Source organism: Proteiniphilum sp. (genome assembly GCF_034927365.1).
Taxonomy (GTDB): Bacteria; Bacteroidota; Bacteroidia; order Bacteroidales; family Dysgonomonadaceae; genus Proteiniphilum.
Genome location: NZ_JAYFQD010000007.1, coordinates 247,849 through 263,777 on the forward strand (window position 1 = coordinate 247,849; position 15,929 = coordinate 263,777).

Genomic DNA, 15,929 nt, shown 5'->3' on the forward strand with positions numbered 1-15,929 from the left:
TAATCTTTTTTCACATTACACTTCTAAAATAACACGAAAACCTCTTGCCGCATAATAAGATTCAACACCGTTATGATAGATGAACACTCGTCCGTAGCGTTTGTCGCCGAACAACCCACCACCCAGCTTCCGTACATCAGGGGGCGCCACGATCCAACTCGAAGTCTTGATATCGAACTCCCCCAACTGCTGGAGGGCATGGTACTGCTCCTCGGTCAACAGCGATACACCCATCTCCTGTGCCATCCCCACGGCGCTATGGCGGGGCTTATGTTCCTTCCTCGAGGCCAACGCTTCGGGATCATAACAAACGCTTCTGCGTCCCTTCGGACTTTCCGCGGCACAGTCACAAAAGAGATACTTATCCGTCTGCGCGTCATAGCCAATCACATCGGGTTCCCCTTCGGTCTCTTCCATTTGGTTGAGCGACCATAGTTTTTCGGGAGACACCTCCAGCCGTCTCCGGACCTTGCTCCAATCGATTCCTTTATGCCGATTCATATTCTTTTCGAAACGGTTCCTCAAAGTCTCCAGCAAAATGTTTACCTCCCCTTCCGGCAATTCTTTCTTATTATTCATACGGTTCTTTTTTTTGTATTCAATCAACCAATCTATCGTTATGTAAGCGGGATATATCCCTTTACATCTAAACAATCAGGGCGATAACTATGTTCTATCAGTAAAAAGCAGTATGAATCTATCACTCGTAGACATATCCATAACACCCTATGGGGGTGACAGAAGGCAAGCCCTGAAAAATACCATTGAAACTGCGAGGCTGGTTGAAGATTTAGGTTTTCAGCGTATATGGCTTGCCGAGCATCACAACCTGGCCAATGCCGCCGGCCGAAGCCCTGAAGTACTGATCGCCGCGGTAGCCGAAAACACCCAACGGATCAATGTAGGTTCAGGTGCCGTTTTACTGAATCACTACAGTCCTTTTAAAGTTGCCGAACTGTTTGGAACGTTGTGTGAACTCTATCCGGGCAGGATTGATTTGGGTATCGGCAGGGCAACCACCGGAAGATACACTGATGTAGCCTTGCAGCGTAATCGCTCCTCTTACCAGAGATTCGACGATTCAAGAGAGCAGCTTGTAGAGCTTCTGGCATGGCTTACCGACGACTTCACCGAAAATCATCCATTAAAAGGGAAGGTAAGATCCTATAACGATGGCGGCTTGCCCAATGTGTACCTGTTGGGATCAAGCAGTTTCAGTGCGGAAGCCGCGGCAGAGTTAGGATTGGCGTATGTCTTTGCCTCATTCATCAATACCAGCGGCACGTATCCTATCATCTCTACATACACCCGCACCTTCCAGCCCTCCGAAAAGCCCTATGCACACAAAAGGCCCAAGCTGACCCTCTCGTTGAGTGTATATGTGCACGACACGGACGAATTGGCCCTGCAATTCTCTGCTCCCATGCAATATATGTTCAAACAGATGCAGTCGGGAATAATCACCGGAACATATATCCCGGAAGAAGAAGCGCTTGAAAAATTGGGCAGTTCAATCCTGATGGAACGATTAAACAACCCCCTCCATCCACCAAGGTATCTCATCGGTAAAACCGAAACAGTGGCACGGGAGATAAAACTGATCAGGCAGGCATACGGTGCCGAAGAAATCATGTTTCAGATCATAACGGCCAATCATACTCAGCGGCTCAAAAGTCTTGAGTTGCTGGTAAACCATTTGAGGGATTGAAAGATTATTGCGAATTAAAAACAGGAAAAGCGATCCGATCAATCACTTTTCCTGTTGAGTAGCACGGCCGGGAATCGAACCCGAATCTAAAGTTTAGGAAACTTCTATTCTATCCATTGAACTACCGCGCCGGATGGAACTGCAAAAATAGCATTTTTCCGGTTATCTGCAAAAGAAACAGGCATGAGAAAATTTTTGCATCTCACACCGACAAACAATTTCCCTTATAAGTTGTTAATCTATAAATTAAAAAAGTCATCACACAACTATGAATAAAATAGCCATTCTTTACGGCTCATCGGGCGGAAACGCGGAATCTGTGGCAAAGCAGGTGCAGGATCTGTTCGACGGAAATGCCGACTTATATAACGTGGAGTATGTCACTCTCGATGAAATAAAAGATTATCCTTATTTCGTGGTAGGCACATCCACTACGGGCATAGGCGATCTACAGGACGATTGGGAGGGATTTCTACCCTCTTTTGCCGGATTAGATTTCACCGGGAAGAAGGTTGCGATCTTCGCCCTGGGCGACAGCGCCTCTTATTCGACCAGCTTTGCAGAATCGATGAAAGTGGTCTATGATGAAATATCCGATAAAGCAGAAATTGTAGGCCGTGTTCCGGATGAGGGGTACACCTACGACGAGTCTACCGCCGTTATCGACGGCTTGTGGATAGGACTTCCCATTGATGAGGACAACGAGTACGACATGACCGAAGAGCGCCTGGCAAGATGGGTGGAAGCGCTGAAAAAAGAATTCGTGTAAATTCTCTTCCCATCAATGACACATAGTTTCTAAGTTGCCATATCACTTCACCTCCCATCCTTTCTCCTCGGCGACGGTGCGGAAGAATTTCCGAATTGGTTTGTAATCATGGCATCATTACAATATTATTATTATTATTCGTAACGATATTTTTTGTAATAAAGGAATATATTATCTAATGCTCATCCAGGGAGAATTACCGTGGAAGAAAAAGACAAATTAAACAGCGAAACTGGTTCACTGGTACTATGGATTTTAGGAGGAGACATTTATTCGATGACCCATAAGCCATTTTCCAGAGTAAAAGTGCTCCAACTCCGAGAGTAAAATATCGCCAAACGAGGAAGTTATGAAGGATTGAATTTCTATTTCACCCCCAATGTGAGACAATAAAACACGGAACCCGGTATATCGTGAAATATACCGGGTTCCGTAACTTTTTATCTTATCGGTGTAGGGAGCTGTTTGTCTTCCTAACCACCTAATCACTTAATACTTGTCCACCTATTTGGTTATTTTTCGCACATCGTTCACCACCGCGTTCTGCAAGCGCACTATGTACGTGCCTTTAGCAAGCCCCTCCACAGCTATCTCGCCACCGGCGGGAGCTTCGTTACGCTGCATCAAGTTACCTGCCTCATCGGATATGAAGACGGTGCAGGGCTTATTACTACGGTTGGTCACTTTCAGTACGCCCTCATCGGTGAGTAGTACATCAATCAGCAACTCGTCGGCGGAGAACACACCACCCACGGACTTGTAGGAGAAGCTAAAACGGTTCGGGTTGTCGCCTTTTTTCGCGTTAAACGTATAGGTGCTGCCGTTGGTGATGCGTAACCGGGTACCAGTTACAGCGTCGTTCAGGTAGACCTCGTCGCGCAACAGCAGGTCGTTCAAGGCAAACTCCAGCGTGTATTTACCATCGATATTAGGTACGAAGCCTACTGCTACCCTATCCATATTCGGCACGGTAGCTACTTGCAGCTGGCTGTTGTCGGTGGCGGCCACGTAGAGTTGGGTAATGCCTTCTTCCGGCATCTTGCGGCCGTCCCAACCGTCGTCGAAACCATGCGTGGCTCCCTGCTTATTGAATATCCAGAGGCGGTCAACAGACGTTTCACCGATAACATCCATCACCAATGAAGGCAACTGGGTAGCCGGGGCGGTGGATGCCGAGCGAGTGGCGATACCGTTCACCAATGCATTCTTAGTCAGTTTATTATATTCCATTTTCACCTGTACACCGGTGGTCTTTGCCAGTACCATGAAGGCGTGGGTAGATGGGATGATGGCGGGCAGTGCCGTCGAAGAGCCTGCGGGAGTGGTTCCTGCCAGACCTTTCGGTACGGCAAGGTATTGTCCTGCGGCAAGGCCCTCTTCGTTGTGCTTGTCACCGTTGAGTTTCTTCCACTGGTCGCGGGTACCTGTATTGAAGAGATAAACCGTTTGTTCCATCTGCGCAGCGGTACCATTACCCAGTTGCAGTTCGCTGATAGGTATGGCTGCCGTATATGAGTTCCCTATCAGGTTGACGCCGGTATAGTTGACGGTGGTCGTATAGCTCATCGTTTCGTCCATATTTACCAGGTTGAGCTTGCCCGACAGTTCGTGCACATCGGTGGTGGGAGTGGTACGGGCACTTGTCATCTCGTAGCCCTTGAATGGTTTCAGGGCGTATACGGTGGACACATTGGATTCCCATTTATCGCCGTCCTTCGTCTCCAGCCATTGACGCACGGTGATGGTACCCAGTGCAGAAGTAGTGGGGAATGGATTGGCAATTGTGGTCACCGGGATGCCGAAGTACTGCCATGAACGGCGATAGTATCCGCAAGTGGCGCAATCATAGGCATGGTTGTAGAACTGCACTTTTGCCTGCGTGTCTGTGTTGATGCCCGGGTTTTTAAAGAGCAGCGTACCGTTGGCTACTGCATTATTTCCGTCGGCCTCTACCACGAGTATGCCGGTATTGCCGTCGTGTACCTTGCCGTCTATGCGCAGCTGGTTGCCTTTGGTCACTACCAGGTTCATCGCGGACTTATTAATCAAGTCGCCGATAATGCGCCCTCCGCTATAATCTGTATCGGCAGGGTACTTCTGGTCTGCACCGTCCAAGTGCAGGTCACGTACGGCTGCTCCCTGTTGAGAGCCTGTTCCGCGTCCCGGCTCGCTACTTGTGCCATTGTTTGCGGCTGTGGCAAATTCGATGTCTTCTCCCACTTCCGGCACAATCTGGTCCGTCCAGTTTCTTGTATCCGTCCATACGGAACTTTCCGTCCCGTGCCAGAAGTTATATACCGGCGTAAGTGAAGTTGTTGCGATGTTGTTGCAAGGTTGCGTTTTATCCAGATAGGTGTACAAGCCGGCTTTCAACTCATCCATCAGCGTCTCGTCCCGAAACATGCATTCGTAATGCGCATCAAAAGGCTTTATGTGTTTATCATTCACATTGGGCCAATTGGTCATGTCCGGCCACGGGGTATAGGTCGATTCGTCAGCCAATGGGTTTAGGGGGTCACTCTTATTAGTGGCATCCGGGTCGGTCACGTCATTCGGACGCAAAATGGTGGCTATAGCCTTCATATCATCTGCATTCCATTTCGTTGAGGTGGCGGTAACGGTGGCAGTGAACTTGTAGGTAAATATGGCCTGGTTGAGGAACGTCAGTCTGGACTCATACCTGTTGGTGGTAGTATTAAAACTAATCGGTACAACCTCCGCACTTGCCGTGATTCCTGTGCCGAGTGGGGGTGCTGAACCTTCCTGAATGCCTACAAGGGTCACTGCCTTATGGGTGAAACCACCGGGTAAGGTGAAGGTAAAGAGCGCACTTTCCACGGGAGAGTTATAATACCCTGGGCCATCAAATCCGTTCTGTACTTCTACGGTAAATTCAACCTCATCGCCCTTGCGGACAATGCTCCGGTTTTTTGCAAGCGATCTTATTCTCAGGTCGGCTGTTTTTACAGAAGCTTGGGTTGTTACCTCATCTTTCTCTCCTTCAATAAATGTCCATGTGTCGATAGACCTGTTATCTCCAAAATTATCTACCCATTTGTGTGCACCCGGTGGAGTACCGGCATTACTATGGACACCTGTCTTGCCGTATAAATGACTCTCGTTTTTTGAGTTAGTGCCGTTAGCGGTAGTAATTTTTGTGTCATTCCAATAAATCAAATCAGCATTAGCGCCTCTCGCCGGGACGGGATCCAGATGAAGCTTTGTTTCATCCAACAATTCAATGATGATTCCTCGTGAATTGTATTCCATATCGAAGAATGGGAAATGCACTTCTGCCCCTTGCAGCACTACTTCCACTTTTACCGGGACAAGACCGGGGGGAAGCAACTTGTCGGGGACAATAGGTTCGTCTTCTTTTCCAGCTCTCCCGTCCCAGGGTATTTCATTCCAGCCACTATTGGCGGGTCCGGTCAATATACGGGGCTCGAACCATAAGGGATCACCTTTGGTTTGAGTACTACTTATGAGAATTCTATAAGTACCGTTTGCATCACCCCTAAACTTGATCTTTCCTCCCTTGTTACTGATCTGTCCTACAACTCCATCAGCGCCTACGAGGCTTATTGAGCCTGACTCAACTTTCGGCGTTTTGGGAATGTTTTGTAGCCAAGTAGTTTGCCCTGATTGCCATGTTGCACTTGTATTATACGTTCCAGCCGTTCCGTTGGCATTAGTCGTTGTGGCAATAGACGCACTTGCGGGCATGGTCTGGTCGGGCAGCGTGTAGAATAACTTATGAGTGATTTGTGCCTCGTTATCATTTACTATATCGGCATAGTTGGGATTATGTACACGGTCCTTAATATTGGCGTATGTGGAAGTTGTCAAGCTCTCATAGCCGGGTACCTTCTCTCCCGGTTTAAAAAAACCATTGTTGTTCACAAAGAAAGTGAAGTATATACCATTACTTCCATTGTTGCTGACACGATAGATATATCCGTCCTTTGTCAAGACATATATCTTTGTATAAAAGCCCTTAGAAGTTGAGGAGTTACTGACTATACTCATTGTCAACTCATTGACATATACACGTCCCTTTATAAATGCGCCGGATGCTGTATTATGTATAGATATATCCCAGGCAGCGATCAGGGCACTGGAAGCAGGTTGTGTCCAATTTGCGGTAGCACCGATATCGGGTGCGGTACTACCGGTTCCTGTAGACTCAAATTCCACCCTGTAAATACCCTCTTTACCGGTGGTTGCATTTACTGAATAATAGAAAGGAATATATCCACCACCCGACGCTGCGCCTTTGGCACGAGGACCTCCGGTTTCTTCCGTACGATTAGAAATTATTCCGTTTGTCCCCGAACCTTCTAAGAATGAGGTTATTTCAATCCCATCCGGGTCATAGAGATGAATTCTTTTATTTGTTGATATTACTGCGCTCGATGCCAGGGTAATGGTTTCGCCTCTTTTGGCATATACATAGTGGTTCCCCCTGTTGGGAAAGGGCCAGTTTGCAGTAGACTCTGTATGGACTCTCAGGAACGCACGGTTTCCCGATACTCCATCGTATAGTTCTCTCGACCCGTCCGCATACACCTGTACACTCGCTATAAGACCTATCACTGCTATCACTATTCCGAATAAACGGCTATGGGATATATTCATGATTGCTATATTTTTCTATTCTTGTTTCTTCTACTGTGCTACCCATCCTTTTGCGCCGGCTGCGGTAGCCATTGCCGGAGTTAACGGTTTGTCGGTAATCCAGAGGTCGCCCCGGGTGGCATTGGCAAGCGCGGCGATCAGGCTTTCTGTCTCCTTCTCGGCAAGCTGGTTGCCGAAGAGCCAGAGGCGGTTCAGCAGCCCGTTCCGGGAGATGTCGAGCGAGGTAAGGGCGTTGTTGTGGCACAACAGGCGCACCAGGCCGGTATTGCGGGTCACGTCGAGGTGAGTGAGGCCATTACCCGAGCAATCGAGGAATGCGAGGGAGGTATTGGCCGACAGGTCGAGCGATTTGAGTTCGTTATTGAAGACCCACAGGGAGAGCAGCGCCTTGTTGGCCGACACGTTGAGTGCGGTAAGGCGGTTGCCGGAGAGGTCGAGACGTTCCAGCAGGGTGTTGCGGCCCAAGTCGATGGCGCGCAACTCGTTGAGCGGGACATTCAGCGTGGTGAGGTGCGTGTTGCCCGATACATCAAGCCCGGTCAATTGGTTTTCGGCAGCACCGAGGTAGGTGATGGCGCCGTAGATGTCCACTGTCTTCGTACCTTCGGGCAGAAGGTATTCGATGTATGTATCGAACGCGGTAATATCTTCGGAAGCATCAGTGGCACGCAGGCCGTCCCCGTTGAGGTCTATCCATACTCCCGGACGGTGGGCGCTACCGGCATCTACCGCCAGCGACAGTTTACCGTCAGTGCGGGCGGTTGCCAGGGTGACGACGACATTGGCATCGGCGGCGGGAGTACCGTTCTCGTAACCTTCGTCGAGCAGGTCCTTCTGACAGCCCGTGAAGGCAACAGCCAATGCCACAAATGCGATGTATAGGTGTTTATATTTCATATCTCGTTCTTTTGTCAGATGGTTACGTCATAAGAATACCATGTGTTGCGCTCGATTTTGCCGGGCAACGGCAGGGTATAGAGTTCGGGGCCGAATTCGGGCGGAGGCAGAGGGCCGATGGGCACGGTGGGGAGCTCGATTTCGATCTTGGCACCGAGGTCGTCACGCTCATTGAGGTAGGTGGTGAGGCTTAGTTCGGTCACTTTTCCGCTCGCTGTCTTGTAGCCTGCGCCTGTGTCCGGCGTAGGGACAGTCGTATTCAGCTCATTGCTCCATCCTGTCCATGCGGAAGTTGTTGCATCTGTTGTTTTCGGATCGGGTTTCCAAAACCAGGTTTGCCTGTCAAAGCCAACGTAGCGGTATTTGTACTGCGTATTGCCGCCCTTGGTCAAGGCATCCTGATAGCCCTGGGACAACTTGATGTTGAGCTGCACCTTGGCTACGGCACGTATCAGTGATACGGTCTGCAAATGAGGTTGGCTCACGAAGTTATGTGCTCCCGCCGTCTTGCCTGTCATCAGTAGCGGCGCCTTCGTACGACCCTCTACGGGCGTGCCAATGGTGGACCACGGATTAGTATCGGCACCCAGCTGGGCAATTCTCAAATTATTCGGATTCTTATACGTAGCTGCAGATAAGTCCATTGTTGACGGATAGTTGGCTACTAAATAGACATAACGCTGCCCGGCCTGTCCCTGCTTCAGGGACAGCTTGATGGTTCCCTCGTTCCCGGTTGCGTCGGTCTTGTCCCATGTACCTCCGGTGAAAGTAGCGCCTGAGATCACATATATTTTCGGATCCGGATCCACTGCATTGCCGTCTATGGTGTAGAGGAACAGGGCGAGCCTCTCCACCCTTTGCTCGGCAGAAGAGCCGGGATCGGTTCCGGCACGCATGCCGGTGGTCGCTTCCACGCCGAATCTGGGTACGGAGTATGATATCGTTATCGTTTCGTTGGTCGTCGGCAAGTTGTTGGTCTCGTCGTCCGAAGAACAGGCGGCGAACAGCAAGCCGGCAAACAATGTTATGAGTCCTATCTTTTTCATTATATAGCTAACTTATCAGGGTTAGGGTTTCTTAAAAGTGTGCACTTTGTTGCTCTTGGCAGCGTCGGGCACTCCGGGAGCGCTTTCAACATAAGTGATGTAATATACTTCCAGATATTCAGCATCCGACACCATGGAGGTAGGGAGCGTGAGGGTTCCCATAGCCGCGGAGTATCCTGCTGCCATATCTCCACCGGTGTGTCCTGGGTCTGTATCATAACCAAAGCTCTTGACGGTTTCTGAAGGGGTTCCAAAATGGGCACCGTTCACAGCCCTGAGCACTACCTTGTTGGGGGCACATGCCTGCACCGTATTGGTGATGGTCACCTTTCCGGCTTCGTCTATCTCCACATTGTAGCCATAGCCCATATAGAGTTGTGTTTCCACCTTGTTCCACTCTACCACCTTGTAGTCTATCTCGATGTCCTGGTCTATAATCCGGAGCTTGTATTCGTAGCGACGGTTGCGGTATATATTGTAATTGGGCGTAAACCCGCCAAATGTCCCTTTAGCCTTGGACAAATAACTTTCGGTATAGGTGATTGTAGCCAGATTCGAGATGATAGGGACATCATATTGCTGCAAAGTGTTCGTCACAACTGTAAAATAGTTGATCGGTTTATTTTCAGCCAAAACATTGTCGTTCCACAATAATGTGGATGTAGACGGAAGAAAAGTTTCGGGCATATAATATATATAGGATGTCTTGGGGGCAGTGGAGGGACTGATATCCCTCAACGGGGTATTGGATCCTTTTTCATTGAAGTATACGGTTGCAGGTGCGTCAAACTCAACCAGGCGGAAATGCCCGTTGGCATTGCGGAAATAGACCTGACTCACGTTTAGAGCGGAAGCAGATTCGATGATGACTTCCAGTTTGGCCACCACACGGATAAGCTCCACGTAATCCTTTATTTCCCCGCCACCCTCTGTTTCATTTACTCTTACCTGGTACTCTTCACTCAGGTATTGTTTTGGTTTAAACGGCTTGGGTTGATACATGGTCCCACCCGATGTAATCTCCTGATTCATATATATCCGGGCCATCGGGAAAGCCAGTGAGCTTGAAGCTCCCTCATATAATGCCGGATTCAGGCTCATGCTACGTGCAGCATCCGCCAGATAGATATCCATCGCGGCTCTATTGGCAATATTAGCGTTAATCCAGGCTTCCGTCAGACCCATATTAGCCACAAAGTAGAAGTCATACTTATCCGGTTTTATTTCGGCGGTAATGGCACGCGTAGCCACATCGCTACTGCCTAAGCTACTGGTGGTGTACACACCAACCATCTCACCTCCTGTAGGAGCAGCACCACTTTTGAAGATAACCATGGCGAGGTCGCGTACACGATCCTCATTCAGCGCATCGTAGTTGATGGATCGTAACCCGCTATTGGGTTGTGCCGACCGAATATTCACCGAAAGGTACACTTTGGATTCAACATCGCCTCCATCTTCCGGTTGATCGTACTGGTCGTAGATAAGCTTGTCACACCCCGTGAAAGCGAGGATTAACACGACAAGCAGTAAATATATTCTTTGTAACTTCATCATAGTCTAAGCTGTTCTTTTAAAGAACCGGGACTAAAAACCCAGTTGAGTACTGTAGCTGTGCACTAACCAGTCATTCACATAAATGGAACAGCTGAAATGTGTCCAGCACTCTACGCAATAATCTTTAATTACTACCTTGACAGTAAAATCATTATCGCAGTCGAGATTTGCTTGTCCATTCTGAGCTGCCAGCAGGATCATGGCAATCAGGTCACCGTTAAAAACAGTTTCTCCTTCCGCTTCGTTCCCTGTATAATAGATATGTAACTTATTGTCGTATCCTGTCGTCAGATCGAGCAGGTTGTAGTGCCAGGTGGCCACGTTGTCGTTAAAGATCGGTGCGGCAGAGGGATACACCAGCACATCCTGCTTGAGCGGCATGGTACCGTCGATCCGCATCTTACCGTTACCCGAGGAAACTTCCACATTCAACTCGTCCATATCGTAATCCTTCATCGTTGCCTTGTCGAACTCCACGATCAGCTCCACCCGGTTGGTCACCTCACGCAACCTTACAGCGGTATACGCGTAGAAGCTGGCATACTCTGCCGGATCGGGAAGGAATACCACGGGGCTTTCACCCTGCCATACATTCGTACCCTCCAGGTTGGCTGCCACGCCCGAAGCAGACTTTAGGGTGAGCATCAAGTCCTTTTTGGTGGTTGTGCCGTCGGTGAAGGTGCCTTTGGTAAAGTTACCGTCGATACCCGTCCATGCCACGAAGGAGTAGTTCCCGTCGGATACGGGCATCAACACCTCATAATCGCGGCTCAGCGTGACGTTTTCTTTTGTTACCGAAGTAACTAATTTATCGTTTTCGTCAAACGCAAACAGGGTAAGCGAAGCAACGCTCCCGATGAACGTTGAATCTGACTCACAAGGTGTCATTGAGTAAAATTTCACATATACACCTTGGGGACAATCGGCTAAATCATCATAAATCAGAGAGTCGCAACCCCAGAAAATTGTTCCCAACGCGAACAGCGTTATCAATATCTTGTTTCGTAAATTCATCATTCGTTGCGTTTTGAAAGTTATTTCAATTTATTTGTTTACTTATTTTCTCCCGGTTCAGCATGGATACAAATAGTATCAGCCGGAAAAATGTTTGGTTGTTGTTTTAAAAGAACCCGGAGGAAGAGGAGTCTCCTGAAAGTCTCCTCCCCCGGGCATCTTGATTGTTTATGCTAACGTTTTATCGTTATAACTGTCTTATTAAATTCCTAATGGCACTTCGTAAGAATGGACCTTCCAGGGCAATACAGTTACATCCACACTCATCCAGGTTTCTGAAGTTGTCAACGGTTCTTCCGGATCAATCGGGTTTTCAGGTTCTGTTACGCCTGGATCTTCCGGCACTGGCCGTGGATCGGGATTGTTCGGATTAGTCGGATCATACGTCGGATCATCAGGATCTTCGGGATAAAGGGGATTCCAGTTGGTTCCCAGGTTTTTGAAACCGGTGATATGGATATGGTAAATGTTATTTCTCAATACCGGTGAGTTGTACCAGTTAGGAACCTGGTCGGGGTTCAACCATGCATAATATAAGATTTTACCTTCTGGATACTTGGCTACTTCAGTATTACCGGCAGCCATGGCATTGGCCGTTGAAGTATAAAACTTACCATCTTTTCCCACGTAGAATGTTCCGTCCGCAGGTTTAGGGTCAGTATCGGCAAAAGCAGCATCTTCAGGTGTAAATTTAGCCCTGATAAGGACATAAGCAGTATTACCTTTTACATATCCACCGGTATAAGCTGCTCCGCTAGAAGCTGCAGGAGCAGTTTCATAAGTGTGGGTGGTCGGCAATATGAATTTACCGTCTAACCATCTTGTTTCAAGCTCAATAGGATCATCAAGCTTATTTGTTGCATAATCCGTGTAAGTGGGTACTGTGGTTCCTCCAAAATGATTAGAAGGATTTTCGAACAAGCCTGAGTAGTCGTATTTTTGATTACCTGCTATTGATCCATCTGTTCCCTGAGCGTAGAATTCAGTTTTACTTGGTTTGAAATCCCAGCTTGGTGTAGCCCACTCCCATGGATTGTTTTTATTGCGTTGTACGAACAAGGAATTTTCACCTTGTGCCACTACCCATGTAATGTCAGAAATAGTACCTAAGTCTGATGCTGCCGGTGCATTAGGATCCGGAATTTTATATCCTCCTACAGGCATATCTTTGATGGTTACCATCACGCGAGCTACAGCCCTTTCTACAATAACAGATGCTCTGTTTTTCTTCACTGATTCATCAATAGTCTCAGTTGCTGAAACGTTAGCCAATACATTTAAAGGTTGGGGATCAATAGTGGTCATTACGATTGACTCATCAACTGTATTAATTGTAGCAAGCTTTGATGCAGAAGTAGAAACTGATAGACTTGGTCCAGAATTTTCGAGCACAAGTGCGATATTCTTATATGCTTGCTCAAACTCATGCACAGGCGTTTTGTTCAACCAGTTTCTCACTGCGGGAGTCTCGTTCACCACTACATATACGGTTTTCTGGCCGGCTGTAGTTTTCATTGCGGCAGAAGCTTCCGGTTTCAAGTATTTCTGTTTGTAAGTTGGATCAGTTGGATTATTTGAACCATCTACTACAGTATAATCTGTCCCCACTATAAATTCTGATGAAGAGACTGACGAACCATCTACCAGATAAATTCTGATTTTATCGAATTTATCTTTCCCAGCCCAGGTTCCAACCGGATTATACTCGTCTGGCTGACCGGGACCAGCCGATCTCAGGGCGTTCGACGACAACTTCAAGGTCACACTCACGTGAGTGTTACCCTTCTGACCATCCTGCGGCCCGTCGATGTCATCGTTGTTACATGCTGTAAACCCCACTCCGAGGGCTACAACAGCCATTAATAATAACTTGCTTAATTTTTTCATGTGCTGAAAATTAAAAATGAATAATAATTGTTTGTTTAATTTATTGTCTCTCTTTTACTATTTTTCAATTGCTTTGTGTAACTCTTCCAGATTGGCTCGGGCGTCATTATCACCTTGTGCTGCCGCCCTGGTAAAATATTCTTTTGCCTTGTTAAAATCACCTTTGCGGGCATACGCCACACCCAGATTGTTCCATACCTTCGGGTTGTCGGCTATCTTCAGCATCCGCTCGATGGCAGCGTTCATACTGCCGCTCTCGATGTCTGCCGAAGCGGAGTTGAGGATGGCGATGTCGCTGTCGGGATAGAGCCGCGTGGCCACGTCGAACACCTCCTTGAACTCCCTGCTGCCGGCCGGGTAGGTCTGTGCCACAAGGTACATCTCGTTCAGGCTCAACAGCCTCGGGTCACTCTTGATGATCTCCTTCGCTTCCTCCACGTTGAAACCACGCACGGTGTAGGCCACCACATATTCGGTACGGCGCAACGGCGGATAGTAGTCGTTGAGCAGCGTACGGTAAGTTGTACCGCTCGAAAGTTTCATCAGTTCGGTATCGCGGGCATCAGGATTCGATACATTGTCAATGATATCGAGTACTACCTGCCTGTCGGCTATATTGGAAGCTGCCACTGCTTTACGCAGTCCCTCCCAGTCTTCGCCATGTCCCGTCACGCTGAAACGGTTGCGGTCGATACCGAATCTCGATACCAGGTAATTGGCAAACGCGTTGGCACGGTTTTCAGCCAGCATTTTGTTGTGCGGTACACTTGACTCCGGCGAGGCATAACCGTCGATGGCAAACTCGGTGATCTGGAAATCGGGGTTGTTACGGATATCGCTCACGATCCTGTCCACCTCGCTCAACTTGGAAGCGTTGTCCCTGAAATCGCGACGGAGTTCCCAACGGTTCACCACAAAGTTGAAGGTGGCGGTATGGCGGTCGCTCCTTGTTTTCACCTCCGCTTCCGGCATCACATAAGTCAACTTATACACTGGCTGATAAGGGGCCGGAAGAATATTATCGACGAGCTGCTGCTCCCCTTCGAGGCTCATGCAATCGGCACAGCCCGATACCTCGTGTACCAGCGAAAGCGATGCATCCTGCATCCACCCCCGCAAGGGCACAGTCATGGTATAATGTACCGACTGCGAGGTATTGTTCCGGCGCACTACCCATGCTACCGGTTCACCCGAAAAAGGAAGTTTTTCTCCCAGTACCTGCTTGCGGACAAGTGCCTTGTTACGCTTCTTACCGGCCACTACCACGGGCTCAAGCGCTACATTGTCGAGATTGTTAGCGTTGGATTTCAGCACAGGAGTCAGCAGCAGCATATTATTGTTCTGCACCTGCAATGCATCGAGCGAAATATCGAACGAAACGGAGAGCCGGTCATGCTGTTTTACCGTCGACAGATTCTCAATCCTGATGTCCGACAGGCGTGCATCCTGGGCCCATGTCCCCGGAATAACCGTGAAGAATGCAATGATAAGATATATGATATTCTTTGTCTTCATTTCTGCTTTCTTATTTGATAATGTAAATTAGTGATACCGCCGCCTTGGTCACACCCCAGTAATTATGCTTCCCTTCGTCGATCTTGGTGCCACACCCGGTGCAGGGGTACTTCTCGTAGTGAATACGTGCATAGCCGGCTCCGATGCTGGCCTCCAGGTTCCAGCGCGGGGTTAGCAGCCATTGATAACCATAGCTGAGGCCACCCCCATAGAGGTATCCCTGGTAGCGGTTATCCTTGAAGGCGTCGAGGCGTCCCGCCGGAATATCCCATCCGCCCACGTTGAACTGTGCCCCATGGGCATGCAGGCCGAAGAAGTGGCCGTTGAACACGTCGCAGGTCCACCAGCGCAACTCGGGTTGCACCAGCCAGTGTTTGAACTTTTTATTGTCGGAAAAAGTAAACCAGTTGAGTCCTGCACCCAGTTCCAGTGTAGTTTTTCGACTCATCGCCAACTCCAACGCAAGGTTGGGCGTGGCAGTCGCATCATAAAGAAGATTGTTCTTGATAGCCACTTTCTGCGCAAAAACTCCAGATAAGGAAGCCGTTAATGCTAAAATGACCACAAAAAACTTGTGATTAATCTTATACATAATATAATTATTATAATAATTGTAATGCTATCTATAATATTTTCAATAAAAAGTCATTTTTATTTCTAAAAAGGACATTATTATTTTATCCCACTCAAAATTTTATCCTATTCAAACTATATCAACCTTACCCTGAAGAATCTCTACACTCCTGATTTCTAAAAATTACCAAATAAGCAACCTAAGGATTATCGTATCCAATTAATTATGGAATCCCACCCCATTCAAAAACATTTACAAAACTACAACTGATTTTTTAACAGAGTAACCGAAAATAATAAACGTGGATTTTTTCCACATCTTTTT

11 protein-coding genes and 1 tRNA gene are annotated in these 15,929 nt (G+C 48.1%); 2 read left to right on the forward strand and 10 right to left on the reverse strand.

Translation table 11 applies throughout. The annotated features are described in order from the left end of the window. Positions 1-15 precede the first annotated feature (15 nt). Complete coding sequence (locus VB073_RS04615; protein ID WP_323402972.1) at positions 16-579, reverse strand: DUF4256 domain-containing protein; 564 nt, start codon at positions 577-579, stop codon at positions 16-18. Positions 580-691: 112 nt separating this feature from the next. Between VB073_RS04615 and VB073_RS04620 the strand changes: the two genes are divergently transcribed. Continuing rightward, positions 692-1,708 (forward strand): MsnO8 family LLM class oxidoreductase, encoded by a 1,017-nt coding sequence (locus VB073_RS04620; RefSeq protein ID WP_323402973.1) that lies wholly within the window; start codon positions 692-694, stop codon positions 1,706-1,708. A gap of 59 nt (positions 1,709-1,767) precedes the next feature. Here the strand turns inward: VB073_RS04620 and VB073_RS04625 are convergent. Then, a tRNA-Arg gene (locus VB073_RS04625) sits at positions 1,768-1,839 on the reverse strand. A gap of 137 nt (positions 1,840-1,976) precedes the next feature. On the opposite strand from VB073_RS04625, the gene VB073_RS04630 reads away from it, so the two are divergent. Next, complete coding sequence (locus VB073_RS04630; RefSeq protein WP_323402974.1) at positions 1,977-2,477, forward strand: flavodoxin; 501 nt, start codon at positions 1,977-1,979, stop codon at positions 2,475-2,477. Positions 2,478-2,981: 504 nt separating this feature from the next. Here the strand turns inward: VB073_RS04630 and VB073_RS04635 are convergent. The 8 genes from VB073_RS04635 to VB073_RS04670 form a co-directional block, all read right to left on the reverse strand. Then, a complete protein-coding gene (locus VB073_RS04635; RefSeq protein WP_323402975.1) occupies positions 2,982-7,115 on the reverse strand; it encodes a T9SS type A sorting domain-containing protein in 4,134 nt (1,377 codons plus the stop codon). 30 nt (positions 7,116-7,145) lie between these two features. Next, complete coding sequence (locus VB073_RS04640) at positions 7,146-8,012, reverse strand: hypothetical protein (RefSeq protein ID WP_323402976.1); 867 nt, start codon at positions 8,010-8,012, stop codon at positions 7,146-7,148. A gap of 14 nt (positions 8,013-8,026) precedes the next feature. Beyond that, positions 8,027-9,058 (reverse strand): fimbrial protein, encoded by a 1,032-nt coding sequence (locus VB073_RS04645; protein WP_323402977.1) that lies wholly within the window; start codon positions 9,056-9,058, stop codon positions 8,027-8,029. Between the two features lie 21 nt (positions 9,059-9,079). Beyond that, positions 9,080-10,615, reverse strand: a complete 1,536-nt coding sequence (locus VB073_RS04650; protein ID WP_323402978.1) for a hypothetical protein — start codon at positions 10,613-10,615, stop codon at positions 9,080-9,082. A gap of 30 nt (positions 10,616-10,645) precedes the next feature. Then, complete coding sequence (locus VB073_RS04655; RefSeq protein WP_323402979.1) at positions 10,646-11,632, reverse strand: FimB/Mfa2 family fimbrial subunit; 987 nt, start codon at positions 11,630-11,632, stop codon at positions 10,646-10,648. Between the two features lie 198 nt (positions 11,633-11,830). Continuing rightward, positions 11,831-13,516 carry an Mfa1 family fimbria major subunit gene (locus VB073_RS04660; RefSeq protein WP_323402980.1) on the reverse strand — a complete coding sequence of 562 codons (1,686 nt, stop codon included), beginning with the start codon at positions 13,514-13,516 and terminating at the stop codon, positions 11,831-11,833. 57 nt (positions 13,517-13,573) lie between these two features. Beyond that, entirely contained in the window at positions 13,574-15,031 is a 1,458-nt protein-coding gene (locus VB073_RS04665; RefSeq protein ID WP_323402981.1) for a DUF3868 domain-containing protein, read from the reverse strand. Between the two features lie 10 nt (positions 15,032-15,041). Further along, positions 15,042-15,623 carry a DUF3575 domain-containing protein gene (locus VB073_RS04670; protein ID WP_323402982.1) on the reverse strand — a complete coding sequence of 194 codons (582 nt, stop codon included), beginning with the start codon at positions 15,621-15,623 and terminating at the stop codon, positions 15,042-15,044. Positions 15,624-15,929: the final 306 nt, after the last annotated feature.

Bases quoted from the DNA above. Each gene is read 5' to 3' on its own strand.
- VB073_RS04655 (WP_323402979.1), bottom strand. From the start codon at position 11,632: ATGATGAATTTACGAAACAAGATATTGATAACGCTGTTCGCGTTGGGA.
- VB073_RS04665 (WP_323402981.1), bottom strand. From the start codon at position 15,031: ATGAAGACAAAGAATATCATATATCTTATCATTGCATTCTTCACGGTT.
- VB073_RS04615 (WP_323402972.1), bottom strand. From the start codon at position 579: ATGAATAATAAGAAAGAATTGCCGGAAGGGGAGGTAAACATTTTGCTG.
- VB073_RS04650 (WP_323402978.1), bottom strand. From the start codon at position 10,615: ATGATGAAGTTACAAAGAATATATTTACTGCTTGTCGTGTTAATCCTC.
- VB073_RS04670 (WP_323402982.1), bottom strand. From the start codon at position 15,623: ATGTATAAGATTAATCACAAGTTTTTTGTGGTCATTTTAGCATTAACG.
- VB073_RS04660 (WP_323402980.1), bottom strand. From the start codon at position 13,516: ATGAAAAAATTAAGCAAGTTATTATTAATGGCTGTTGTAGCCCTCGGA.
- VB073_RS04635 (WP_323402975.1), bottom strand. From the start codon at position 7,115: ATGAATATATCCCATAGCCGTTTATTCGGAATAGTGATAGCAGTGATA.
- VB073_RS04620 (WP_323402973.1), top strand. From the start codon at position 692: ATGAATCTATCACTCGTAGACATATCCATAACACCCTATGGGGGTGAC.
- VB073_RS04640 (WP_323402976.1), bottom strand. From the start codon at position 8,012: ATGAAATATAAACACCTATACATCGCATTTGTGGCATTGGCTGTTGCC.
- VB073_RS04630 (WP_323402974.1), top strand. From the start codon at position 1,977: ATGAATAAAATAGCCATTCTTTACGGCTCATCGGGCGGAAACGCGGAA.
- VB073_RS04645 (WP_323402977.1), bottom strand. From the start codon at position 9,058: ATGAAAAAGATAGGACTCATAACATTGTTTGCCGGCTTGCTGTTCGCC.